The organism is Paludisphaera borealis, assembly GCF_001956985.1.
In the GTDB taxonomy this organism is placed as follows: domain Bacteria; phylum Planctomycetota; class Planctomycetia; order Isosphaerales; family Isosphaeraceae; genus Paludisphaera; species Paludisphaera borealis.
In genome coordinates this window covers 1,836,153-1,861,640 of record NZ_CP019082.1, presented here as the reverse complement: position 1 = coordinate 1,861,640, position 25,488 = coordinate 1,836,153, and the positions used below count along the sequence as shown (strand labels likewise).

The 25,488-nt window shown below is 64.8% G+C and carries 17 protein-coding genes; 9 read left to right on the top strand and 8 right to left on the bottom strand.

Annotated elements, in window-relative coordinates:
- Positions 1-3: 3 nt before the first annotated feature.
- The 5 genes from purH to BSF38_RS07295 form a co-directional block, all read right to left on the bottom strand.
- The gene (gene purH, locus BSF38_RS07315; protein WP_237170781.1) at positions 4-1,632 is read right to left on the bottom strand and encodes a bifunctional phosphoribosylaminoimidazolecarboxamide formyltransferase/IMP cyclohydrolase; all 1,629 of its coding nucleotides are present in this window, start codon (positions 1,630-1,632) and stop codon (positions 4-6) included.
- A 143-nt stretch (positions 1,633-1,775) separates the two neighbouring features.
- Positions 1,776-3,119, bottom strand: a complete 1,344-nt coding sequence (locus tag BSF38_RS07310; RefSeq protein WP_076344347.1) for an outer membrane protein assembly factor BamB family protein — start codon at positions 3,117-3,119, stop codon at positions 1,776-1,778.
- A gap of 193 nt (positions 3,120-3,312) precedes the next feature.
- Positions 3,313-4,386 carry a hypothetical protein gene (locus BSF38_RS07305; RefSeq protein WP_076344345.1) on the bottom strand — a complete coding sequence of 358 codons (1,074 nt, stop codon included), beginning with the start codon at positions 4,384-4,386 and terminating at the stop codon, positions 3,313-3,315.
- Between the two features lie 225 nt (positions 4,387-4,611).
- Positions 4,612-5,145, bottom strand: coding sequence for a ribosomal protein S18-alanine N-acetyltransferase (gene rimI / locus BSF38_RS07300; protein WP_076350660.1), 534 nt, complete (start codon positions 5,143-5,145; stop codon positions 4,612-4,614).
- A 453-nt stretch (positions 5,146-5,598) separates the two neighbouring features.
- The gene (locus BSF38_RS07295) at positions 5,599-6,609 is read right to left on the bottom strand and encodes a DUF1571 domain-containing protein (RefSeq protein ID WP_076344343.1); all 1,011 of its coding nucleotides are present in this window, start codon (positions 6,607-6,609) and stop codon (positions 5,599-5,601) included.
- 334 nt (positions 6,610-6,943) lie between these two features.
- On the opposite strand from BSF38_RS07295, the gene BSF38_RS07290 reads away from it, so the two are divergent.
- The 3 genes from BSF38_RS07290 to csrA all read left to right on the top strand — a co-directional run bounded on the left by BSF38_RS07290 (position 6,944) and on the right by csrA (position 8,782).
- Complete coding sequence (locus tag BSF38_RS07290; RefSeq protein WP_076344341.1) at positions 6,944-7,621, top strand: MBL fold metallo-hydrolase; 678 nt, start codon at positions 6,944-6,946, stop codon at positions 7,619-7,621.
- A gap of 14 nt (positions 7,622-7,635) precedes the next feature.
- Complete coding sequence (locus BSF38_RS07285; RefSeq protein ID WP_076344339.1) at positions 7,636-8,337, top strand: metallophosphoesterase; 702 nt, start codon at positions 7,636-7,638, stop codon at positions 8,335-8,337.
- Positions 8,338-8,593: 256 nt separating this feature from the next.
- Entirely contained in the window at positions 8,594-8,782 is a 189-nt protein-coding gene (gene csrA, locus BSF38_RS07280; RefSeq protein ID WP_076344337.1) for a carbon storage regulator CsrA, read from the top strand.
- 13 nt (positions 8,783-8,795) lie between these two features.
- On the opposite strand, the gene BSF38_RS07275 is transcribed toward csrA, so the two are convergent.
- Complete coding sequence (locus BSF38_RS07275) at positions 8,796-9,707, bottom strand: sugar phosphate isomerase/epimerase family protein (protein ID WP_168189329.1); 912 nt, start codon at positions 9,705-9,707, stop codon at positions 8,796-8,798.
- 395 nt (positions 9,708-10,102) lie between these two features.
- On the opposite strand from BSF38_RS07275, the gene BSF38_RS07270 reads away from it, so the two are divergent.
- The 3 genes from BSF38_RS07270 (at position 10,103) to BSF38_RS07260 (ending at position 16,121) form a co-directional block, all read left to right on the top strand.
- A complete protein-coding gene (locus BSF38_RS07270; RefSeq protein ID WP_076344333.1) occupies positions 10,103-13,417 on the top strand; it encodes an Ig-like domain repeat protein in 3,315 nt (1,104 codons plus the stop codon).
- Positions 13,418-14,213: 796 nt separating this feature from the next.
- Entirely contained in the window at positions 14,214-15,206 is a 993-nt protein-coding gene (locus BSF38_RS07265) for a glycosyltransferase (protein WP_076344331.1), read from the top strand.
- A gap of 258 nt (positions 15,207-15,464) precedes the next feature.
- Positions 15,465-16,121: a hypothetical protein gene (locus BSF38_RS07260; protein ID WP_076344329.1), complete on the top strand. Its 657-nt coding sequence runs from the start codon at positions 15,465-15,467 to the stop codon at positions 16,119-16,121.
- Positions 16,122-16,283: 162 nt separating this feature from the next.
- Here the strand turns inward: BSF38_RS07260 and BSF38_RS07255 are convergent, their stop codons facing one another.
- A complete protein-coding gene (locus tag BSF38_RS07255) occupies positions 16,284-17,258 on the bottom strand; it encodes a PEP-CTERM sorting domain-containing protein (RefSeq protein ID WP_076344327.1) in 975 nt (324 codons plus the stop codon).
- A 556-nt stretch (positions 17,259-17,814) separates the two neighbouring features.
- Here BSF38_RS07255 and BSF38_RS07245 point away from each other — a divergent pair.
- The 3 genes from BSF38_RS07245 to BSF38_RS07235 all read left to right on the top strand — a co-directional run bounded on the left by BSF38_RS07245 (position 17,815) and on the right by BSF38_RS07235 (position 23,845).
- A complete protein-coding gene (locus tag BSF38_RS07245; RefSeq protein ID WP_076344323.1) occupies positions 17,815-20,562 on the top strand; it encodes a glycoside hydrolase family 15 protein in 2,748 nt (915 codons plus the stop codon).
- A gap of 132 nt (positions 20,563-20,694) precedes the next feature.
- A complete protein-coding gene (gene tet, locus BSF38_RS07240) occupies positions 20,695-21,921 on the top strand; it encodes a Tet(A)/Tet(B)/Tet(C) family tetracycline efflux MFS transporter (RefSeq protein WP_076344321.1) in 1,227 nt (408 codons plus the stop codon).
- 775 nt (positions 21,922-22,696) lie between these two features.
- Positions 22,697-23,845, top strand: coding sequence for an IS110 family RNA-guided transposase (locus BSF38_RS07235; RefSeq protein WP_076343043.1), 1,149 nt, complete (start codon positions 22,697-22,699; stop codon positions 23,843-23,845).
- Positions 23,846-23,892: 47 nt separating this feature from the next.
- On the opposite strand, the gene trpE is transcribed toward BSF38_RS07235, so the two are convergent.
- The gene (gene trpE, locus BSF38_RS07230) at positions 23,893-25,392 is read right to left on the bottom strand and encodes an anthranilate synthase component I (RefSeq protein ID WP_076344319.1); all 1,500 of its coding nucleotides are present in this window, start codon (positions 25,390-25,392) and stop codon (positions 23,893-23,895) included.
- Positions 25,393-25,488 lie beyond the last annotated feature (96 nt).

The following is a 25,488-nucleotide window of genomic DNA, read 5'->3' as shown; positions in this document are numbered from 1 at the left end:
TTCTCAATGCCGGAAGTGACGGCGGCCAGTGAAGATCATGGCCATGCCGTGCTCGTCGCAGGCTGCGATGGTTTCGACGTCGCGCTTCGAGCCGCCGGGCTGGATGATCGCGGCCACGCCCGCCGCCGCCGCCGTGTCGGGGCCGTCGCGGAACGGGAAGAACGCGTCCGAAGCCAGCACGCTGCCGCGCGCCTTCGCCCCGGCCTTCTCGACGGCGATTCGCACCGAGTCGAGCCGGCTCATCTGACCGGCGCCGACGCCCAGCAACTGGCCGTCCTTGACGACGACGATCGCGTTCGACTTCACCATCGAGCCGATCTTCCAGGCGAATCCGAGATCGCGCCGCTCGGTCGCGGTCGGCGCCCGCTTCGACTTTACCTCGCCCGAAGCCGGATCGGCTTCCAACTCGTCCCAGCTCTGCGCCAGCATGCCCCCCTCGATCCGCCGCAGATCCCAGCCCGAAGGCGAGGGCGTCGCCGGGCCGATCGGGGCCTGAAGGTCGATCAGGCGGATGCTGTTCTTCCAGGTGGGCTTGGTGGTCAGTAAGGCGAGGGCGTCGGGCTCGAAGCCCGGGGCGAGGATCGCCTCCAGGAACCGCCCCGGCTTGCACATCAGCTCGGCCGTGGCCAGGTCGACAGGCCGGTTGAGCCCCACGATCCCGCCGAAGGCGCTCACGGGATCGCCCTCGTAGGCGCGCTCGAAGGCCGTCGCGAGGTCGTCGGCGATCGCCGCGCCGCACGGGTTGTTGTGCTTGAGGATGCAGGCCGCCGGCTCGTCGAACAGGCGGATCAGCCGCAAGGCGCTGTCGAGGTCGAGGATGTTGTTGTACGACAGTTCCTTGCCGTGGAGCACGCGGGCCGTCGCCAGGTTCGGCCCGTGGGCCGAAGGGTCGACGTACATCGCCGCCTGCTGGTGCGGGTTCTCGCCGTAGCGGAGCGGCTGACGGAGCGGGAACTGGATGTTGAGCGCCGCCGGCAGCGACTCGGCGGCCGGTTCCGAACCGGATTCCAACGCGGCGCACTTCTCGAAGTAACCAGCGATCGCCTTGTCGTACGCGCCGGTCTGGGCGAACGCCTCGCGGGCCAGCCGCTTGCGGGTTTCGAGGGTCGTCCCGCCGTTCGATCGGAATTCGGCGAGGAACCGCTCGTACTGGTCGGGGTCGGTCAGCACCGCGACGTGGTCGTGATTCTTGGCGGCGCCCCGGATCAGCGACGGGCCGCCGATGTCGATGTTCTCGACGGCCTCTTCAAAGCTGGCGTCCGGCTTCGCGATCGTGGCCTCGAACGGGTAGAGGTTCACGACCACCAGGTCGATCGGCTCCATCCCGGAGGCGGCGAGGGTCTCGATGTCTTCAGGAAGGTTGCGGCGCGCCAGGATGCCGCCGTGAATCCGGGGGTGAAGGGTCTTGACCCGGCCGCCGAGGATCTCGGGCTGGCCGGTGTACTCGGCGACCTCGACGACCGGCAGTCCGGCCTTGGCCAGGGCCGTGCGCGTTCCGCCGCTGGCGATCAGGTCGACCCCTTGATCGGCCAGCGCCTGGGCCAGCTCAACGAGCCCACGCTTGTCGGAAACGCTGAGGATGGCTCGGCGGACCGGCGCCCAGGTCTCGGGCTTTGCGACGTTCTCCATCATTCTCTCAATCAGTGCGATGCCGGGGATGAGGTTCGTTACCCAACTTGCGGACGTCTATTATCGGTCGCCGCGCGCAAAAAGACGAGCCGTCTCCGGCTCGTCTCGATGTCTGCATGGCATCAACCGCCGCAATTTCGCGTCGGTCATTTCGGCTGCGGCGCGGCGTCGGGGTCGGCGTCCGGCTCCGGCGCGGGGGCGGCGCCGGCGTTCGGCTCAGCGCCGGGCTCCGTTTCGGCCGGAGGGGCCGCGGGCTTTTCGCTGACGCCTTCAGGCGGGACGTGGGCGAAGGGCTGGGCCTTGGGATCGCGCAGCAACTGCGGCGTGGTCAGGCCGATTTCTCGCAAACAAACCACCACGCCCGACGACGTGCCCAGGAACAGCCGATCGTCGTAGCGGTCGGGGAAGCTCAGGTCGAATTCGCGCAGGTTCAGTCCGGCGCGCTGGAAGGTGGCCGAGGGATCGGCCACGACCTTGCCGCTCGCCCGGTCGACCACGAGCAGGTCGTTGTCGAAAGTGCGAAGATAAACCTTGGTGGGGCTGGTGCCGAGCAGCCGGGCCGAGTGCGTCGACAGCGTCCACCGGGGAACGCCGGTCGACGGCTCAAGCACGCTCAGGTTCCCCGCCGTGTTGACGACGAAGATATCCTCGCCGGCGATCAGGGGGGCTTGCTCGATGGGCGCGCCCGAGGGGAAGGTCCAGAGCATTTTCGTGGTCAGCACGTCCACGGCGTACAGGTTGTAGTCGGCGGAGGGGATCAGAAGCGTGCGGGTGCCGTACGTCCCCAGGCCCTCGCCGATCGGTCCGCCCGTCTTCACGCGATACAGCGGCGTGGGCTCGTCCGTCAAGGTCACGAACACGCGGCCGTCGCTGCTGCCCAGGAGGGAGATCCGCTCGGCGATCATCGGCAGGGTCAGAACCTTGCCGCCGGTTTGCAGGTTCCACGCCAGCGCCGGCGAGTCGAGGAGCGTGGCGGGCCCCTTCTCCTGCTCTTTCTTGAGCCGGTAGCAATTGACCATGCCGGTGTTCAGGCCGACGAGAAGATGCTCCTCGTCGCAGGCGGTGCCGCTGGTGGGAATGGTCGCGAGGTTGGCTCTCCAGATCACCCGCCCGGTGTTGCGGTCGAGGGCCAGCATGATGTTCGCGCACGTCGCGAACACGGCGTAGCTGTTCGACGAGACCGGCCGCGCGGAGGGCGCCTGCTCGCCGAGCTGCGCCGACCAGCGGTGCCGCCCGGTCTCGGCGTCGTAGACGTGAAGCATCGCCTGGTTGGTCTGGACGAAGAACAGGTCCGCACTGCGGCTGATCCGCAGGATCTGCTCGGAGCCCGCCACCGGGACCACCGCCATCCACTGCCTTTCCAGGCCCAGACGCGCCAGCGAGGTTCTCTTGGGGATCAGGTCCTGCGGCACCGTCGATTGGGCCTGGACCCAGGGGCCGGCCATGCCCAACAGCAAGGGCGCGAGGACCAGAGCGAGTCGGCGGGACATGGTCGGTTCCTTTCAGTTGCCCGGAATTCAGCGCGCGGTCGAATTCAATACTCATGCCTAGCCGACGATCGGGCCTGCGTCAAGTTGGGCGGTCGAACGACGTGCGCGAAGCTGCTCATTACACGTTTGATTCTATCTTTTCCATCGAATCATCGTCCATCGGACGCCGAAATCCGCGACTCGAATCGCGCGATCAAGCGGCCGACTCGCCGGAGGGATCGGCGAACCAGTCCGGCTCGCGACTCTCGATCGGGGGCTCGTCGAGCTCGTCCGGTTCGAGAGTCGCCGGGGGCGCGGGCGTCGTGATCAGGCAGGCCGCGCAGGCGTCGGCGAGCCCGGTGTACGGCTTGGCGCACCGTGGGCAAAGCCCGGCGCTCCGCCGCAACGTGGGCAATGCCGCCCGAAGGCTGGCGCCCTCCTTCGTGTGGCCGAAACTGTCGGCGATCCGATCCGCCAGCGCGACGACGTCGGGCTGAATCCGCCCCCCCCGCAGCCGGCGATGCACGATCACCAGGAACCAGCGGGCCAGGTCGACGTCCATCGTCTGCCGCTTCTCCCCCTCGACCAGCGGCTGCATCCGCGCGTGGATCTCCAGGACCTGGTCCGGGTCGTTCACACTCCTGGCGGCTTGAAGCTTGGCCTCCCAGTGATCCAGGGCGGCCTGCATGGCTCGTTCCAGCTCATCCGACGCCTCCAGCCCGCGCGGATCGTCCGGGCGGTTGGACCGGTACGACCGAACGCCTTCCTCGGCGGCGTCCCACTCCCCCTCGCGGGTCAGCCGGCGGATCTCGGCCAGGTGGACGTCGGCCGCCGCCCGCGCATCAGCCTCGGTCTCGGGCTCGGCCGCGATCGTCAACACACCGTTGGTCGCCTCCGGCGGACGCCGACCGTCATGAGTCGTCGCCAGACGCGAAAGCGCCCGGACCAGGACGTCGGAATCGGGCGACTGGATTCGCTCGGTCGACGACTTCGATTCCGCCCAGACGCCCAGCGCCCGGACGAGGGCCGAGACGACCAGGCCGCCGAGGCCGAATGCGACGACGTCGTACCCCGCGCCGACGACGGCGTTCAGGAAGTCCGCCAGCCCCACGCCGGGAGCCAGCGAGATCAGGATCAAGCCCTGGACGCCGCGTATCGCCCCCAGGAGCAGAGCGCCCCACGCGATCCAGTTCGATGTGCGAACGAACCAGCCGTGATCCCCGAGGGGACCGTGGGGCGAGACGGGGGAGGGGGAGGGGGCGTCGAGAGTCGCCGGGGCGTCGGTCATGTGCGAAGCGTCCGAGAGGTCGGTCCAGGTGTCGTCCTCTTTGATTATTCCCCCTGGACCTGTCTGGGACCATCGGCCGCCTCGAAAAACTCGACGTCCGCAAAAAGAGAAAGGGCCGAGACGTCGAACCCGGAAGGCTCGTCGTCTCGGCCCCTTTTGATGGATTTCAGGCTGCGCCCGGGCGTCGGCCTTGGCTCGCGGCGATTCGGCCGAGGCCCTTCGCGCTCAGTTTCCGAGCTGGCGGGCGATGCGGTTGGTCGTCGCGGGGGGGGTGAGGATCGCCGTCTCGTCGAGGTGGTAGAGCATGCCGTAGGCGTCCTCGCCGGTGTCGGCGAAGTGCTCGCGGAGGACTTCGACGGCCCGAAATCCCATCACCTTGTAGAAGAACTGGGCCGCGACGTTGGTTTCGCGGACGTGTAAGGCGATCCGGTTCCGCCGTTGAGTGGAAAGCTTGCTCACGAGCTTGGCCACCATCTGCCGCCCGATCCCCTGGCGACGGAATTCTGGGTGGGTGGCGAAGTCGAGCACATGAATCCGGTTGCGATGCAACTCGTAGATCATGTAGCCGACGATCCGCTCTCCCTGCTCGGCGACCATGCCGATGCAGTTGCGCTGGCGGAGCACCCGGAGGAACTCTTCCTCGCACCACGGGAACTCGAAACTCGCATGCTCGATGCCCAGTACTTCGGGCATGTCGCGCCGGATCATCCAGCGGACGTGCACACGAGCCTGCGCCGGGGAGGATGGTAGCGTACTCATCGAGCCTCCTTCCATGGAACGATCGAAACCCACCACGCGTTCCCGCCCTGGAACGGCACCGGGCTCATGCAAAATTAAACTTCCGACCAAGCGACTCGCAGGAGCGCGGGATAGGGAGACGTCTCGGTTGAGACGCAGTAGAGATGATCCCAGCGATCGACCCGCTCAGCATGTCGAAGCGGGGCGGATTCTAGCGAACGACCACCCTCCTGCCAAGGCCGCTTGTCGGCCATTTCCCGCACGGCGCCGGCCGCCGTCCCCGTCCCGCCCGGACCGTGTCCGAGCGGCTCGGGCCGACAGGCCGCGAGGCTGCTTCCCTACCATTCAGTATCGGCGGTGAGACGACCGATCATGAGGGTTGAAACGACGAAATCGATTACAGCGACACCCGCGTCCGAGCCTCGAAGGTCTAATTAGGCTTTCAAGGCTCGACGGTCCGTCACGGCCGGGGGATCAGAATCGACCGAACGAGTAGAGGCGGTTGGAGGTGTCGAAATCGTGGTCGACCAGGCCGACGTTGAGCTTGACGTCGTCGTAGGCGTACTCTTCCATGAGTTCGGCCTCGCCCCCTTCTTCCTTGGGCCAGTCGTAGCCCTCGAACCGGACCGGGAACCCCAGTTCGGCGTCGATGAACAGGCGGACCTTGTGGAACACGTAGCCCGGACCTCGATCGGGGTGGATGGCTTCGATCAAAAGGCAGCGGGCCGAGCCGATTCGCATGTCGGCGTCGAAGAGGACGACCGATTCGGAGTTCTTCAGTTCGGCCGCCCAGCGGTCGGACACAGTCCGGATCAGCGAGCCGATGCCGGCCTCGGTGATCGGATGCCGGCAGTCTTGCATTGCGCGGGTTGAACGGGGTTCGAGTTCGAGCGTGCCGGCCAGGAACTTGTTCAGGCCGACGTCATGGGCGAGAACGCGTCCCTTGTTGCGGCCTTCGACGTAGATCGCCTCGCGGCCCCGGTGCGGCTGCTCGAACTTGAGGTAGACGCTCCGCGGCTCGTTGCGGACCTTCATGTTCAGGACGTGCAGCACGCCGAGCTTGCCGTCGATCCGCTCGCGCTTATAGAACGTGCAGGTGTAGTCCTTGACCTTGTCGAACCGGGCCTGGCATTCGGCCATCGTGCGGATGGCGCGGACGATCGGCGCTTCGGCGATCGTGGGGGGGGTGGCCAGGCCGGTCGTCTTGGCCGAGAGGTCGGGCTTGAGGGCCGTGCGAGCCGAGGTTCCGCCGTTCGACAGGGCCACCTGATCGGCGGCTCGGGCCGGTTCCTTCTTATCGGCTTTCGGCTCGGGTTTGGCTTGCTCGGCTTTCGCGGCCGGGACGTCGACCTTCTCCTTCGGAGCGTCGGCCGCCATGGCGAACGTCAGCAGCAGCGAGGAGGCGGCGAGCCGGCGCGTGGAGGTGACGAGGCGTCGAGGCTCGGCGATCGGGCCGCTCTTGCCGCGAGATCGATTCGGAAGCATGATCTGGCCTTCCCCCGATTGGATGTCGACGTTTTCGGAAACGGCTCCGATCCCCCGCCTCAGGAGGCGACGTACCGAAATCGACTCGCACCATCACCGGGGATGGTCGAGATAATTGGATGGCCCCCCCTGTCGACCGCGGCTTCCCCTCGCCGCGGGTGTCGACTCGCGCCGATCCCTAAGAAGGACGGAGCAATGAGTCGCGATTTAGTGTAGCATGCGATATGCCGGCAGGCGTCGCAACTCGCCTTTTTTTTAAGCATCGGTTACGATCGAAGGCGTCGAGCGGCGTGTTCGGAACAGGATTTCCATACAAGAAAGGAGTCGACGCCCCGTGGCAGAGTATACGATCGACGTCATCGAATCGGCCCCGTTCGGGCAGCTCGCCTACGTCATCTGGTCGCCCGAGCGGTCGGACGCCGTCGTCATCGATCCGGGCTTCGACTCCGAGACGATCCTGGCGCTGTTGAAGGAAGACAAGAAGTCTCTGGCCGCCATCCTCAACACCCACGGCCATGTCGACCACATCGCCGGCAACGCGGCCCTCAAAAAAGCATATCCCGACGCCCCGCTCATCATCGGTCGCCATGAGGAAAAACTCCTCACCGATCCGGAAAGCAATCTCAGCATGCCCTTCGGCGTGGCGGTCACCAGCCCGCCCCCCGACCGGCTGGTCGACGACGGCGATCGGCTCGAACTCGCCGGTTTCACGTTCGAGGTCCGCGAGATCCCCGGCCACAGCCCGGGCTCGGTGGTCTACCTCTGCGAGACGTTCTCCCCCGCGTTCGTCTTCAGCGGCGACGTCCTGTTCCCGGGCTCGGTCGGCCGCACCGACTTCCCCGGCGGCGACCACCTCACGCTCATGGCCGGGATCTTCAATAAGCTCTTGACCCTGCCCGACGACACCCGCATCCACCCCGGGCACGGCGGGGTCACCACCATCGGCGCGGAGAAACAGTCCAACGCCTGGATTCGCGACTACCGCTCGCGCCAGAAGCCGGCCGACGGCTGACGATACGAGGCTTCATGAACGTCTGGGCGATCTCCGACCTCCACCTCTCGCTGGCCCGTCCCGAACGTCGCGAACGTTACGCCGAGCGGTGGCGCGATCATGTGACCCGCATCGAAACGAACTGGCGGCAGACCGTGCGGGCCGACGACCTCGTGCTGCTGCCGGGCGACGTCTCGATGGCCCGCAACCATCGCGACCTCCAGCCCGACCTAAAGTGGCTCGACCAGCTTCCCGGAACCAAGGTGCTCGCGCCCGGCAACCACGACCTGTGGTGGAACGACGTCGAGAAGATCCGACCGATGCTCAGACGCTCGCTCCGAGCCGTCGACGGCGACGCGGTGGCCTTCGGCGGGGTCGTCGTCGCCGGGGCGCGGGCCGCCTCGCTTCCCAGGGAAGAGCCGACCGCCGCCGAGTCGACCGAAATCGACCGCGCGTTCGCGACGGCCCAGGCCGCGATCGAGGCCGCCGCGAAGCTTCGGACCGACGCCCGCCAGCCGCTGTACGTCCTCTGGCACTACCCGCCGTTCGACCCCTTCGGCCGCCCCGGCCCCTGGATCGAGCTGTTTGAAGAGCACGGCGTCTCGGGCTGCGTCTACGGCCATCTCCATACTCAGGACCAGTGGTCGCGGGCCGTCCAGGGCCTTCGCGGGAAGGTCCGATACCACTGCGTCGCCGCCGACGCCGTCGGCTTCCGGCCGCTTCGCGTCAGCGTTTAACAAGTGGTCACCAGGCTTCCCGTTTTTTACAAGCGCTATGTGGAAGGAGTGGCGATGTTGACACTCCGAACTCGGCCCCCGAGGTCGGAAACATGGCGTCCATATTTTTTTAAGTCGCCTCGAAGCTGAGCTTTAGGTCGAACCACGAGGCTCTTCGAAAAGTCTTTGGCACGCGAACTGCGACATGTAGTAGATCGTTCGAGCGGCCCAACGGTCGCGGACGACAACTCTCAACCAACGACACCGGGAGATTCCCATGCTGGTTCTAAGCAGGAAGCTGGGCGAGAAGATCGTGATCGGCGACAACATCGTGATCACGGTGGTCAAGATCGACCGCAACCAGATCCGGATGGGGATCGAAGCTCCTCACGACATTCCCGTCTACCGTGAAGAGATCGCCCCGCAGCGCATCAAGCAAGAGGCTCTGGTCGAGGTCGGCGTCTGACGTTCCTCCGTCATCATGTCCGTGCTGGACCGTGATCCGATCCCGGCCAGATGCGCCGTAGCGACTTGCGCGTCTTCAAGGCCGTCTCAAGCGGGTCCAGGCGTTCAAGCAATGAGCAGCGTCCCAACGGCTCGACCGTGACCGGCCCGTCATAGCCCCAAGTCGCGAGGGTTTCAAGCAGACTCTCGCTGAGGCCCGTGCCGGATTCTCCGGGCAAGGTTCGTTCCTCATCCCGCAAGCTCGCTCGATCGAGTTTCGTCGGGTCGGCCAGATGAACCCACACGACGGACTCCACGCCCCCCGTGAGTGCATCGTCCACGGTCTCGCCCGCGGCGAAGATGTGGAACGCATCGACCAGGACGCCCACATTCGGGTGTTCGGCCGCCAGCCTGCCGAACCGCTGGCGCAGCTCGGTGTACGTCCCCACCAGCCGCACTCCGCGACCCGTCGGCGCCGCTTGTGATCCGATGAACTCCAGCCCCAGCCGGCTGCCGTGATCGTCGAGAATCCGCGCGATCCGCCCCAGACGATCGAGCTGCCAGGCCGTCGCCTCATCCGCCAGGCGCTCGCGGTCCGCGCGTGAGATCCGATCGAGGTCCGCCACCGGATCGGTCTCGAACCGCACCCAGGTTCCCGTCCGGGCGAGCCCCAACCGCTCGGCGGCCGCCGCATATATGGGCAACCGCTTCAGGTCGCTCTCAAACGCCTCGTGGTCGTTCTTCCAGTTCATGGGGAGCACCCACGCCCCGCCGCGCAGGTTCAGGTCGTCCATCCGACTCCGAAGCCCGTCGACGTTCGCGCCGGCCTCGACCAGGTCGCGAACCATGAAATCGACCCCCTCGAACCCCGCCTTCGCCGCGACCTCGATCGTCGCCTCGGCCGGCAGATCCAACCCGACCGCCCTGGCGCTCCAGCATGCATACACGTCGCGAGTCCCTCCGAGGCCCATCGTGTTCGAAGCCGGCCGCCGCGCCGGACGTCGATCCGCTCGGCCGATTGTACCAGTAACGAGATTGATGCGCGGTCGCCGGTTGAAAATCGAACACGACTCTTGGAGGCGTGTTTGGAAACATGGTACGATCATTTTTAGCCTCAATTGAATTAAAATATTTTAATATCACTGTCGCGGAATCCCTCGCCATGAATTTCCACCGTGCGACGAAGCTGGGACATGAATCGTCTGGTCGGGACCATCGCCGCTCCTTACTTACTTCGGCTGCGAAACGTAAGGGTCGGCTGGCCCCCTCTCCTGAACGTCTGGAGGATCGCCTCGCGCCGGCGTCGGGCGGAGGGTCGGCGGTTGGCTCGAGCCTCGCGGGTATGAACGCCTTCACCCAGACGGCAAGACTCGTGGAGACGCCCAGTAATGACTTCAGCAACTCGCTCTCCATTACAGCCGACGGTCGAACGATCGCGGTCGGGGCGCCTCGGCAGGCTGACGCGGCCGGACAGACCACAGGTGGGGTTCACGTCTATACTCGATCCGGCGAGACGTGGACCAGGACGTCCGACCTGCGGCCCGTTGAGCCTGTCGACTACGGCTGGTTCGGCTGCGCGACGGCGATCAGCGCCGATGGATCGACCCTGGCGATTGGAGCGCTTGCGACTTCGGCCGATCCCTTGGTTCGCGATGGAGCCGTCTACATCTATGCGCGCGACGGCGACCAATGGAACTACGTCCAAAAAATCAGTCCGACGGGAAGCACGAACCGCCAACAGTTCGGAGGCGCCCTGGCGATCAACGCCGACGGTGGGGTGATCGCCGTAGGTGCTCAGTACGAGGGAGCGGGGGCGGTCTACGTCTATGAGAAGGGCGGGGACGCCTGGGGCCTGGCGAAAAAGCTTCAACCCGACGACGGCGATTCGTTCAGGTGGTTCGGGGCCGCGCTGGCCATCGATGGAACGGGGACCACGCTAGTGGTCGGCGCCCCGGGGCCCCCGACGTCCCCGCTCTGGGGGCCCCGGGGCGCCGCGTATTTCTACACGAATTCGGGACCGGGTTGGACCGAAACGGCCAAGATAACGCCCCAAACCCCTTCTGTAGGCGTTTATCTAGGCACTTCGGTGGCGATCAGCGTCGACGGTTCGACCGCGCTGATCGGCGGCGCGACGCTCGACCCTGGCGACCAGTATAACCACCGCAACGTCCTGGTCTTCTCTCGATCGGATGCCGATTGGGCGCAGTCCGGCACGCTGGCGCTGTCGTCAGAGCAGGAAGTCCCTGGCTTCGGTGCCGCCCTGGCCCTCAACGCCGACGGCACGCGCGCCTTGGCCACGTCCGTCCGGGCGACGATCGCCGGCCGAGAGGCTCAGGGAGCGGCGTTCGTATTCGACCGATCGCCGTCCGGATGGCATTCGATATCCTGGTTCACGCAGGACGACGGCCAAGCTGGGAGCTATTTCGGGAACTCAGTCGCCATGTCGAACGACACCGTCGTCGTCGGCGCGTTCGACCCCAGCACCGCCAGTGGCTTCACGGCCAAGACCGGAATCGTGTACGTGTTCAAGAGCCAGCCCGGCTTCGACGTGTTCGAAGGCCCGAGCGATCAGAAAGTCACGGTCGGCCGATCCGCGACGTTCGCGGCCTCCGCGACCGCGCCGAACCTGACGGCCCGGTGGCAGACGAGCACTGACGGCGGAAGCGAATGGGCCGACGTTGCTGGCGCGACCCAGGCCGTGACGGTCGGCGGAGTCACGGAGAGTTGGTACACCGTGACGACGACTCCGAACGATTCGGGCTCGCTCTACCGCGTCGTCTTCACCGACGCCGCCTCAGTCGCGTCGCGCACGAGCTACCCGGCGCTCCTCACGGTGGAAAAGGCTTCGGCGACGCTCTCATTGTCCTCCAGCCTTAATCCTCGACGCCTCAGTGACCCGCTCTCCATCACCGTCCTCGCCGCGTCAAGCGTCCCTGGCCTCGCGCCACCCGACGGTGGAATCATCCACCTCGCCATCGACACCTACCGCTTCGCGGGCCCGATCGTGCGCGGTCGGGCGGTCTTTTCGATTCCGACCGGACCGACTGCAAAAGTCTACACAGTCAGTGCTACCTACGACGGTGATGCGTATTTCAAAGCCGTTATGACGTCCATGACTCAGGATGTCGTCCGGGGGCGGTCGAGCTTGACCGCCGCGGTTCCGGCCGAGGCGAGGCTTGGCGAACCGGTGACGATCGAGGCGAACGTCGCGTACGCCGGGACCATCTCCACGCCGGGCGGTGGCGTGGTCTCCATGGACGGCGGCCAACCGTTCCGATTCGATCAGACGACGTCGTCCGCGGGAGTCGTCAAAATCTCGTTCACCATGTCCGATCTCGCCCTGGGCGACCATTATTTCCAGTTCGTCTATCTAGGCGATCCCCAGGCGTCCTCGGCGGCGTCGGGCGTGTACCGCCTGACGATCAAACCGCCCGGCGCGCCGATCAACACCGGACTCGCGCGCGCCTTTTTCGAGCCGGCCGCGGCTCCTGCCGGAGCGGGAGGATCGACCGCCACCTCTGATTCTTGGAATCAGGTGAGCGGCCTCGCGACGAACGGTGGTCCGGCCGATCAAACGGTGATCGCCGGCGAGCCTGCCACCTTCACCGCCTCGGCGACCACCCCATACCAGTCGGTTCAGTGGCAGTTCAGCGATGACGGCGGAACCACCTGGACGGACGTCGCCGGCGCAACGCGGGCGTGGCTTCGAGTCGAAACCCGGATCGAAGAGTCAGGCCGGCGGTTCCGCGCCGTGTTAATCGACGAGGACGGAGGATCCAAACCGACGCCCGACGCCGCGCTCACGCTGCTCCCTCGGACCGTGGACCTGAGTTTCTTCAACTATACGAGTCCGAGTGTTTCCAAAGAGGGCATATGGTACTTATTTGAAGTCCATTCCATGTTCGGCGGCCCTGAAACGCCGACGGGTGCCGTGCATCTCTTCATTGGCTCGGACGAGTTGACCGCGCCAGTCGTCAATGGCCAGGCGACCTTCATTCTCCCTTCCACGATCTCGCGAGGTTCCTATCCGATCCGAGTGGTCTATGAGTCGAGCGACCGGCTGTTCGCCGACGCCAGCTTGACTACCACGCTCCTCGTCCGACGGACTGAATCCGCGATATTCGCTGAGCCTATCGGGATCACGACGCTCGGCTGGCCGACGAATCTGACCATCCACCTGAGCCCGAGGGATTCCACTCCGCCCCTGCCCAGCGGCGGCGTCTTGGTCCTTCAAAGTGGACAGCCGATCGCATTGGTGCCTCTACAAGGCTCGGGAGTATTCCTTGAACTACGCCTGCCCGTGGGCGATTACTACTTCCAGTTCGTCTACCTTGGCGACCCATTCATAGCCGCGTCAAGTTCAGAGGTCTACCACGTGATCGTCAAGCCCGTCCCTCCGTATGTTCCGAAGACGGTGATCTCATCGAACAGGTCGACAGCAAGCGTCGAGGCCGTCGAATCGAGGCTTTCGGCGTCCGCTCCGCTTGCGACGCCCCGGCCGTCGCCTCCGTTCGGCAAGCTCCGGGTCGATCGGTCTGGAATGATCACAGCCGGCCCCGCAAGGCCGTTCACGACGAGGCTCTCGCACCGACCGATCGCCGCCGTCCGGACCTGGCGAGGAATGGGCGGAAGGCTCATGAGCGGCGCGGCGGAATAAGTGGTCCGCACACGGCCCCCGCATCTTCTGATTCGTCCACGTCCACTCAAACGAGTGGACATACAACCGATTGCGCCCCAGCCACGGAAGACCCCAGGCTCCGCGGGAAAAGAGAGGAATCGAGAAGGATTCGGGAAAGGATCCATTGAGTCGTTCCCTCTCCGAATTCTCCAGATCCTCCGTGGCGAATTTCTTCAAGACAATAATTACACCTTGTTTATCGACGACCCCACACCGGCAACTCCAATTCGTTGCATGACTTCGTGCCAGGTCCACTATCGAGCTGTAAGACAGGCACGTAAGCGCGTCGTCGATCCGTCGGCTGCAGGGTGACGACCGGGAATCGATCGCTCCCCGTTGGGCCACTCTGAACCGTGTTGATGGATCAATCGCTCAGCATCTCGGACCATGCCCAACCAGTGCAAGCCGAAGCGCCAAGCCAACTCGCTTGCGGCCGGCGCCCTCTGCGCCCGACGGGGATGGAGTCAAGAAATCAACCCTCGGGACGGCGCGGCGGGTCCTGAAGCATGCGGCTGCGCACCGCGGATGCGGTTTTTTGTGCACATCGACTTCCTGCACACGTAAAGTGGACTAGGATGGGAAAGCGTCTCAAACGATCTTTCCTCATCGGATGGTCGAGCGTCGGGCTTGCTCCCATGCGCCGCTTCAATTCCGTTTTGACCCGCGGCCAAGAACCGAAGACCCCGGACGCAGCTGGAAACTTGAAACTGCGACTGCTTGATGCACGCCGAACATAAAACACAGTGAAATCACACATCTCGATGGGACAACGCTCATGCTTAAGATTTCCATAGCCATGGCCAGCTACAACGGAGGGAGATTTCTCCAGCAGCAACTCGACTCGATCGCCAGGCAGTCCCGTCCGCCCGACGAGCTTGTGGTCTGCGATGATGGATCAAGCGACGACACGATGGACATATTGAATCAGTTTCAAGGCCAAGCTTCATTTCCAATCGAAATCAACCGCAACGAGTCACGGCTAGGATACGCCAAGAATTTTGAGAAAGTAATGGGTTTATGCAAGGGGGATTTGATCTTCCCGTGCGATCAAGACGACGTCTGGCACGAAACCAAACTTCAGAAGCACGAAACTATTTACAATAACGAAACCGACGTCGGAATGATTTACAATAACGCCAGGTACATCGACGTCGACTCGCAACTCTTGAACGGGACTGTATTCGAACGCTCCTTCAGCCGAAATCCTCAAATGTTCGAGACCTTGCAATCTGACCAAGCATTCATCGTCCTCGCGCGGAATTGGCGAGTCTCCGGCTGCATGATCTCGTTCCGAGCCCGATTTTGGGAAGCCATCGGTCCCATCCCAGGAGAACTCAACCACGATGACTGGGTGGCGATCTGTATGTCGTTGCTCAGTCGGATTCGCTTGATCGCCGAGCCGCTGAACGATTATCGCCAGCATTCCAATCAGGCGACGAAAGGCGCCGAACCGTCCGACGCGGCAACATCGAGTTCCTACGTCCCCGTCTTCACTCGACTCATGGAACAGCGAGCCACGGAATTAGCACAGGTCAAACAAAGATTGAAGAAGCTCGAATCTTCCCATCCGGCACTCCGATTTCCGTCGCACCAAGATCACCTGAAGGGACTCATGAGCCACCTCTGGAGGCGCAGCTCGATGTCCAAGAAGCTTTTGAGGCGGTTGCCTTTGATCCTGACCGAACTCCTACTCAACAATTACGCGCGGTACAACGACAATTTGAGAGACTGCCTCTCGCAAGATATACGACAAAGTAGATTTCAGTAACCGCTTCAAGACGATCCCGGAAGCAGAGCGCAACGAGGGGGATTGTCCTTCCAATTCGCCGTCGTCCAGGCGATTGGGGAGAACTTTAGACCCGTCAGTTCCACATTTCTCAGGCCGACTCGTTATTCAAGAGTTTGAGTCGCTTGCAAGCGTGCCGTGTCCTATGCTTGTAAGGGCTCTACAAATACCTGGCGTCATCAGGTGAGCGAGCGTGGGGCTTGCGCCCTGGCGCCGGGTTGACATCGCGTGGGAAATGCCATGGAATCGCAAATCTGGTTGAAGTCGGAGGAGAAATGGGCGTACATCCTCATGCTCCGGGGTCATGAGGTGCATCGCCTGAAGGTCACCGGGAACATGTTGACGCTGAAGCGCAACGTCAAAGCTGTTCTTGAGGCGCTGGAGCAGGGCCGGGCCCCCTCGGAAGCGGGGGCCAAGTCAGTTGAGAGCCTCGACGCCCGGACGATCAGCAAGGCCAAGGTCAGCCCGGAAAACAACAGCCTGACGCTCCACGGCGGGGAAGACGGCTCGAAGGAGCTTGCCTACTCGACGGGCGACGGAAACGCCGGCGAGATTCTGCAGGCGGTCCTGGCGAAGTCCGACCGCCTCTTTCAACCTTCACAGGAAGCGATCAGCGTATTCGAGGCGCTGGTCCCCCCCGTGATCATCGGAGTGTTCGCCGGCGCACTCTGGGGGGCGCTCTATCATTCCGCCGGCCAGCTAGCCGCGGGCGAGGTGCTTGAGGCCCATGGACGCCGCGCCGGCATGCAGAAAATGATATTCCGGGCGGCCGAACTCCTCGGCACCAACGGCACACTCGCCGTTGGCGTGGCGCTGCTCTTGCTCATCTTTGGGTGGGCCGCCCAGCGGATCATCCGCCGGCCCAAACGCACCGTCTGGCTTCCCGAGCAGCCATGAGAGCGGTCACGCTCGTCCCGAGGAAGGAGACGAAAAAAAGCCCGAATCCCTGCAACCAAGAAAATAGATGACCACGCGGTTGCGCTGGCCTCCGTCCGATGCGGAGGATGAACGATCTCCGACCTCGGGTGGAGCGGCCCGCGGGCATTGGCGTGGCTATTCTCACTGCAGGGCGCCCGATCTCCGCCTTCGCCGATGATGCCAGGTGCAACCGAGGCCAACGAGTCCGGCGATGCCGGCCATCGCCAGCGACGAAGGCTCGGGCACGACCGAGGCGATAAAGCCGTGCTCGCGACCCGCGGCGTCTACGAACGTCCCGACAATCTGGCCGGCGTCGTTGATGTCGCTTGCACCAGATGAGACCGCCCCAGGAGGGTCGAATTTGGTGTAAACGCCGTTGCTATAGAGGAATGACCCGATATGGGACGGAGTGGGAATCAGCGGATCATGGTAGGTGCCGACGATCTGGCCGAGATTGTTGATCCCAGTGGCGTTGGACTCGAAAACACCCGGCGGCTCGATCCGGGTGAAGACGCCTTGGCGGTAGAGGAAGCCATGGAATTCGCTCGCGATCAAGGGACTGTCGTATGCGTGGCCCACGATCTGGTCGGCGTCGTTGATCCCGACGCCGCTCGTCCAGTTCCCTCCACCGGGCGCGGAAAACGTTGTGAAAACTCCGTTTTTCAAGAGGAAGCCAAGGACTTGGGACCCGTCCGCCGTGACATAATCGCCGGTTATATCACCGGCGTTGTTGATGCCTGAGGCCAGCGTACTGCTTGAGCCGGGGACGTTGGGGATCGGCGTATATGTCACGCCGTTGAAGAGATAGTTCCCCGTCACATCCGCATGTCCTAAGACCTCGCCAGCGTCATTGATGGCCCTTGCGCCAAAGAACTGGTTCCCTGGGGGAGGTGCGATCGTAGTGAAGACACCATTGCTGTAGACGAAAGCGTGGCTGAAACCCGCTAGATCGAAGTATGCGCCCGTAAGTTGGCCGTGGTTGTTGATCCCCACGACCTCGGTGTCCCTGGCACCGGGCACGTCGATCGTGGTGAAAGTGTAGTGTGCAGCGCGGGCCGTCGGGCTCAGGCCAAGGAGGAGCGTCAGCAATCCGGCGAACGAGAAACGTGGTACCATGACTTCCTCGTACTTTATCGAGATTCAATCGAATATGGCTTCATGTCTAATTGTGCAAGTGGCTTTCGAACTCGGCGTTCTGATCCAATTCAACGACACAGCGGTTCTAGATGCAAGCAGGCTTCGACAGCTATGTGATAGCATTGCCAGGATGGGGAAGATCAGGCAATTTATTTAGACACCAAGTAGCCAAAAAAAACCTAAAGTATCAAAGGGCGTTCAGAATTGGGGACGGGTATCCTGCTCGCACTTCGACGTGGAGCGGGGTCGCAGTGCATGAGACTGAGGCGAGTTGGTCTTCCGGCGTTGAGCCCTGAGCCGTCGAGCCGCCGCACGAGAGACTCCGATTTTCGCCGAGGCGACGGAGGATTCAAGGCTGCATTGCGCGCGTGACGCATCCGCACGTGGGAACCACCGTGCTCTTGGCGCAAGGGCTGGGAAACTCCAGAATTTAGGGCGACGAGCGGAGCATGATGTCGCTCGGGTCTTACAAGGGGCGTCTACCGCCGAAGCGCTCTGATTGGCGCTGTGATCGGCGAGGAGAGGCAACCAGGCGATGGTGGCGACGTGGATCGAGACGGCGGCGAAGGGGCGGAACGCGGGGCCGATTCGGGCGGGTATGTGGTCAGCCGCGGTGGTGGGCACCCATCCCATCGAAGACAACCAGCGGGTCTGGCTTGAGCTGTTCGCCGACGACCTTTCCCTCGGGCGGATTCCGACCTACTGGATCGAGAACAAAGGGGGGAACAGTTTCTGGCACGCCCCCATTCCTCCCCAGGCCGTCGGCATTCGCCTGCACTACCGCTCGGTCGCCGAGCATCAAGACTCCGAGACCGCCTATAGCGCGTTCCAGGATTCGATCGTCCGTCCCAACCTCCCTGACCGCACCGAATCGGCCGATCTGCTGAGTTCGGCCGTCGAGGGGCTGGTCGGCAACCGGACGATGTCGGTCCGGGTCGACGGCCGGGGTTCGACTTACGACGTCTACTTCCCGACCGTCGGCTTGCATTCGAACGTGCGTCCCAAGGAAGGCGACCGGCCGCAGAGCCGCTCGCACTTCCGGGCGATCGTCGGCGGTCTGGCGGTCGGCCGTCGGCTCGACTGGTTCAACGAGCGGTCGACCTGGGACGCCTTCCAGAACTACTCCGGCGCGACCAACCTCCTGACTACCGACCTCGCCTGGCGGAACGGGCCGATCCGGGTCCTGATCACCGACTTCGTGGCGATGGGCGATTCCCTGCCGGTGAACGCGGGCATGGAGAAATCGTCGGGCCAGTACATCAAGCGGTTCCGGATCAAGAACGAGGGGACCGAGCCGCGCCTGGCGATCTTCGGCATTTACGTCCAGGCCGAGATCAACGGCGGCGTCGGCGACATGGGCCTGAGCTGGCACGACCAGGACCGCACCCTGCTGGCAATCAACCGGGGCCACGGTCACTCGAACCGCAAGCTGGCGCGCGACTCGACCGTCGAATTCGCGCTCGCGCTCGACCACCGGGGCGACGTCGACTGCGAGCCGACCGGCGCGAACGAGGCGATCCTTTATCGATGGATCGACCTCCCCCCCGGCGAGTCGGTCACGGTCGACCTGTTGGTCAGCGGGGCATTCACCGGCTGGCGCGGCGATCAGGGCACTTTCGTCCACTGGCTGCGGCCGGCCCTCAACTGGTTCCGAACGACCGACCTCGACCAGGTCGAGCAGAGCACGGCGCTCGAGTGGGACAACTTCGTCGAGCCGATCCCGACGTTCCACCTGCCACGCGCCGCATACGCCGTGAGCGTGCGGCGTTCGGCGCTTGCGGCGGCCTTGCACGCCGACGTCGAGACCGGCGCGGTCGCCGCGGGGCTCGATCGCGGGCTTTCCGCCTACTGCTGGCCGCGCGACGCCATCTGGGTCGGCGGCGCTCTCGGCCGGCTCGGTCATCCCGAGATCCTTCGGGGCGTCTATCACTGGCTCAGCAGGGTCAAGGCCAAGAACAGCCCGTTCCTTTACTGGTTCCAGAAGTACTCGATCGACGGCGTCCCCGAATGGGAGACCCCGGCCATCGACCAGACCGCGCTGATCCCTTGGGGGCTCGAACGTTACTATCGCGCCACCGGCGACCTTGAGTTCGTCGCCAGCGTCTGGCCGATGGTCGAGCAAGCCGCCCGGGTGTGCGCCGGCGACTCGGGAGGGCACCCCGGGCTGTTCTTCGACGAGACCCTGAACCTGATCAGCTCGGCCGGGATGGGCGATCAGCTCTTCGGCGCGTTCCTCTATTCGAATGCGGCGGTCGTCGCCGGCCTCCGCGCCGCGAGCCGGCTCGCCGAGCGACTCGACCAGTCGAAATCGGCCGCGGAGTGGAACGCTCTGGCCGACCGCATCTGGTTCGAGGGCATTCTCAAGAAAGTCTCTCCCGAGCGAGAGGGGCTCGCCGGCCTGATCGACACCGAGACCGGGCGGTTCCTGAGCGGGCGGCGGATGTCGATGCTCCGTGGACTCTGGACCCGAAATCCCGAGTACGTGGCTGATCGCTCATCGGTGATCGACGTCAACACCCTGAGCCTGGCCTGCCCGTTCGGCCTCCTTCCCGCCACCGACCCCCACCTGCTGAGAACCGCCGAAGCGATCCTCCGCGCCAACCCCACAATGGGCGCCGATCACAACATGCTGGGCCGGATGTCGTATCCCCCCAGCCCGCCGCCGCGCACCGGACACGTCGGCGAGCACCACGAGATTTCCAGCCTGGCCACGTTCTGGATGATTCGCTACCTGATTCAGCTCGGCCGCGAATCCGGACAGGGGCGGCACTGGACTCGCGCGCTGGCGATGATCGAGGCGATCGTCGGCCGCCTCGGCCCGCTGGGATTGGTGCTTCGAGCCAGCGCCCGGGGGAGCGAGCCGGCCTCGATCGCCGCCAGCCCCGGGGGCACCGCCTGGGGCCTGCACGCGATGCTCATCGAGACCATGCTCGACCTGACGGGCCTCGATTACGACGCCGTCGATCGGCGGCTGACGCTGAAGCCAACGCTCCCCGGCTCGTGGCCCTACACCGGTCTGTCGCGCAAGCTCCCGTGCGGCGACGTCGCCTACCGCCTCGAACGGCCGATCGGCGGCGCGGTCCACCGGCTCACCATCGAAGTCCAGCTTCTGGGGCCTGTCACCCTCGACGTCTCGGTCACATGCCCCGGCCTCGTCGAACTCGGCCCCTGGCATTCGACCCCGCCGTTGCCGCCCCCCCGTTTCCACTCGACGACCGGCCGCCTCGACTGGACCATCCAACTCCCCGCCGGCGAGAGTCGATGGTCGTCGACATGGGGCTGAGGTCGTCTGCTTGAGGGTTCCGGGTCGAGAGAAACGCCGCGAACCCGAAGACCCCGCCGGGTGTCTGCGCCGCGCCGAACTCGACGAACAGGAAGTCTCGCGTTCGAGACGCTCGACCCATGAGGTGGCTGTTTGAATCCGCGCAAATCGGTCGGTCGCCCCCTGCTTGTCATTCTGGCCACGGTCACGCTCGATTCCGTCGGTCTGGGGCTGGTGCTCCCCGTGCTGCCGAGCCTGATCCGCGAGCTGACGCACACGACGGACGTGGCTGGGCACTTCGGCTATTTCCTGGCCGCTTACGCGCTGATGCAGTTCCTCTTCTCGCCGATCCTCGGGGCGCTCAGCGATCGCTACGGCAGGCGGCCGGTGCTGCTCGTCTCGCTGGCGGGGGCGGCGGTCGACTACACGGTGATGGCGTTCACGACGTCGTTGCCGATCCTGTACCTGGGACGGATCGTCGCGGGGATCACCGGCGCCAACATGGCGGTGGCGACGGCTTACCTGGCCGACATCTCCGACGAGAGCGAGCGGGCGCAACGCTACGGCTACATGAACGCCTGCTTCGGGATCGGATTCGTCGCCGGCCCGCTGCTCGGCGGCGTCGTCGGAGCCATCTCGCCGCGCTATCCGTTCCTCGCCGCGGCGGTCTTCAACGGCCTCAATTTCCTGCTCGGCTGGTTCGTGCTGCCGGAATCGCACCTGGCCGAGAAGCAGCCGCTTCACATCACCCACCTGAATCCGTTCCGGTCGCTGTGGTGGGTCTTCGGCATCAAGGCGATCCTCCCGCTGCTGCTCGTTTACTCGGTGATCAGCTGCGTGGCGCAGGTGCCTGCGACCATCTGGGTCATCTACGGCGAGGACCGGTACGCCTGGGGAACCCGGATGGTCGGCCTGACGTTCGCCGTCTTCGGCGTCATGTACGGACTATCCCAGGCGTTTCTGACGGGATGGATGTCGAAACGCTGGGGCGACCGGCGGTCGTTGCTGCTGGCGCTCATCGCCGACAACCTCGGCTTCGTCGGCATGGCGCTCGCGACCCAGGGCTGGATGGTGTTCCCCGTCATGATCCTACTGGCCGCCGGCGGGATCGCCATGCCCGCGCTTCAAGCGCTCCTCTCGAAACAAGTCGACGAGGGGAAGCAGGGCGAGCTTCAAGGGACGCTCGTGAGCGTCATGAGCCTGGCTTCGATCGTCGGACCCGTGGTCGTGACCACGGTGTACGCTCAAACCTCGGGCTTATGGCCTGGATTCGTCTGGATCTGCGGCGCGGTCGTCTACCTGCTCTGCTTCCCGGCCCTCGGGTTCGAATTCGCCCTCGCCGCCCGCCGCAACGGCCCCGAGACGCCCGTCGAAGCCTGATCACGACCGCTCGCCGCGGAATACTCGTCCAAAACGCGTCGAGCGTCGTACATTGACAAGGGAGGAAGCACTCGCTTCGTCGGGCTCTTTGACAATCCGCCTACACTGAACAAACAGCCAGGAAGAGAATGCCTCCACCGCCTGCCAGCGACCCTGTGCGGGATGTCTTCTCCCGGGGAGAACTGACGGACGTGGCAGTCCTCCGCCTGAGTAAAGCGAGCACGAACGAACCCAAAACCGCTCGGCCCCGGGGAACCGCGACGCTGGCCCGCAACGGTCGAGTCGGCCCCGAGCGGGCGGTCGAATCGGGCTGAAGACCGGCCGAACGAACCCAATTCCGGCACCGGAAGATCACGTGCAAGGCCATGTAAACATTCAGGTTACGCCATCCGTCCAGAAACCCTGGCGACGAACGAACCCAATCGGGCGGGAGGGTCCCGGGCGGCCCGGCCGAGTCGTGTGGAACGATCGCCGGGCACCCGAAAATCAGGACGAAGGAACGGTCATGAGCCTTTGGCTCAACCCGTCCCATGAAAATGGGGTCGGGTTGGGTTATGCTGCGGATGTCCGGCCCTGGGCGAGAGGCCGTCATTGGCTTTGGTGTCGCGAACCCGCGAAGGAACTTGGTCCCGGCCTCGGCTCGACTTCATGTCGAACCCCGTCCTGTCGCCCCCCGGAAGCGGGGGAGCACGTAGAAGAAACTGCTTTACGCCCCGAGGTCGTCCCACCGGCTCGGACTGCTTCGTTTCCGACCACTCGAGTTGGAGGGGACGTCATGGACATCGTTCACGATCGCTGCGCCGGGCTCGACGTCCACAAGAAGACCGTCGTCGCCTGCGTCCGCCACATCAACCCCGACGGCTCGGTCGCCTCGGTGGTCCACACCTTCGGCACGATGACCGCGGACTTGCTGGCCCTGGCCGACTGGCTCGACGCCCACGGCGTCCGCGAGGTCGCCATGGAGAGTACGGGCGTCTACTGGAAGCCGATCTTCCACATCCTGGAAGGGCGATTCGACGTGATGCTGGTCAACGCCGGGCGGCTCAAGCAGGTCCCCGGCCGCAAGACCGACGTCAAGGACGCCGAGTGGATCGCCCAGTTGCTCCAGCACGGCCTGCTGTCGCCCAGCTTCATCCCCAAGCCGGAGATCCGCGAGCTTCGCGACCTGACCCGGCAGCGCACCGAGTTGGTCCGCGACCGCGCCGCGGTGGCCAATCGCCTCCAGAAGACGCTGGAGGACGCCAACGTCAAGCTGGGGTCGGTGGCCAGCGACGTCCTGGGGGCCTCGGGGCGCGCCATGATCCGGGCGATCATCGACGGCCAGGACGACCCGGAGAAGCTGGCCGATCTGGCCAAGCAGCGGCTCCGGGGCAAGATCCCCGAGCTGAGGCGGGCGCTGTTGGGCCGGGTCACCGACCACCACCGCTTCGTGCTCCGGCTGCTGACGGATCAGATCGACGCGTTGGAACGCCTGATCGAGCGGCTGGACGAGCGGATCGACGAGGCCATGAGGCCGTTCGACGAGGCGGCGGGCCGGCTCCAGGGGATCCCCGGAGTGGGGGATCGGGCGGCGGAGGTGATCGTGGGGGAGATCGGGCCGGACGTGGAGTCGTTCCCGACCGCGGGCCACCTCTGCTCCTGGGCGGGGCTGTGCCCGGGCAACGACCAAAGCGCCGGCAAACGCCGCAGCGGCAAGACGACCAAGGGGAGTCCGTGGCTGCGTTCGCTCCTGGTGCAGTCGGCGTGGTCGGCCAGCCACGCCAAGAACACCGCCTTCAGCATCTGCTACCGTCGATGGGTCCCACGACTCGGGAAAAAGAAGGCTCTGATCGCCGTGGCGCACAAGATCCTGGTGGTGATCTGGCACCTGCTCAAGAACGGGGCCGACTACCGCGAACGCCAACTACCAGCCCCTGCAGCCTGACACATGGCCCGGAAGATTTTCAGAAGAAGCCAATCGAGCGAGGGGGCTCAGAGCTGGGTTTCGGCGATCTCGATGGCCTTGAGGAGCCCGCTGGCCTTGTTGACGGTCTCGTCGTACTCGTCGCTGGGATTGCTGTCGTAGACGACGCCGCCGCCGGCCTGGACGTACGCTGTGCCGTTTCGGATCACGAGTGTCCGGAGGGCGATGCAGGTGTCCATATTACCGGTGAAATCGATGTAACCGACAGCACCGGCGTAAGGCCCCCGCTTGGTGGGCTCGACCTCGTCGATGATCTCCATCGCCCGGACCTTGGGGGCGCCCGAGACGGTTCCGGCCGGAAGGCCCGCGCGGAGGGCGTCGAAGGCCGTCTTGCCCGCCTGGAGCTTGCCGGTGACGTTGGAGGTGATGTGCATCACGTGGGAGTACCGCTCGACCTTCATGACGTCCGACAGGGTGACGGAATCGTATTCGGCGACCTGGCCGACGTCGTTGCGGCCGAGGTCGACGAGCATGATGTGCTCGGCGCGTTCCTTGGGATCGGCTACCAGCTCGGCGGCCAGGGCCTGGTCTTCGGCCTCGGTCTTGCCCCGGCGACGAGTGCCGGCGAGGGGACGGATCGTGACGATCCCCTCCTCGACCCGGACGAGAATCTCGGGCGAGCTGCCGATCAACTGGAAGTCGTCGAAGGTCAGGTAGAAGAGGAACGGGCTGGGATTCACGACCCGCAAAACCCGGTAGATGTTGAACGGGCGGGCGGTGGTCTGGACCTCGAACCGCTGGCTGGGGACGACCTGAAAGATGTCGCCGGCCTTGATGTATTCCTGGCAATGTCGGACCACCTGCTCGTACGCCTCGCGGGTGAAGGTCGAGCGGGGCTTGAGGGTGACGGGGCCGTCGGTGTCGATGTCGCGGAGCGGGTAATTGGCGCTGGGAGCGTCGAGGCGTTCGACCAGTTCGTCGACGCGGGAGCAGGCCAAGTCGTAGGCTTTCTTGAGGTCGCCGCCGGGTTCGACGTGGGCCTGGACGACGACGAGGATGGTCTTGCGGATATGGTCGAACAGGACCATGCGGTCGAAAAAGGCGAACGACAGGTCGGGCAGGCCACGGTCGTCGTTGGGGACGTTGGGCAGGTTCTCGGTGTAGCGAACCGCGTCGTAGGCCGCGTAGCCGACAGCGCCGCCGGTGAATCGAGGGAGCCCCGGAACATGGGCCGCGCGGTGGCTTTCGACGAGGTGTTCGAGTTCGGCGATCGGGTCGTCGCACTGATACCGGCATTCGATCCCCGGCGATCGGGGGTCGGTGACCCGCACTTCGCGGCCGCGGGCCTCGAACCGGAGGAACGGCTCGGTTCCCAGAAAGCTGTATCGGCCGACCTTTTCGCCGCCGACGACGCTCTCGAACAGGAACGACGGGGCCGACCGCTCGATCCGCTCGAAGGCCGAGACGGGGGTCAGGCTGTCGCCGTTGAGCTGTCGGTAGACTGGGACGCAGGCCGCCGACGGGGCGCGATCGGCGAATTCCTCGAACGATGGACGATGGCTGCTCATGGGAGTTGGATCACGATAGCGAGGTCCCGGGGCGGTAGTGGGTGGTTGTACGTTAGCAGCCCGTCGCAAACGCGGCAAGGCTGGCTCGCGGGCGGA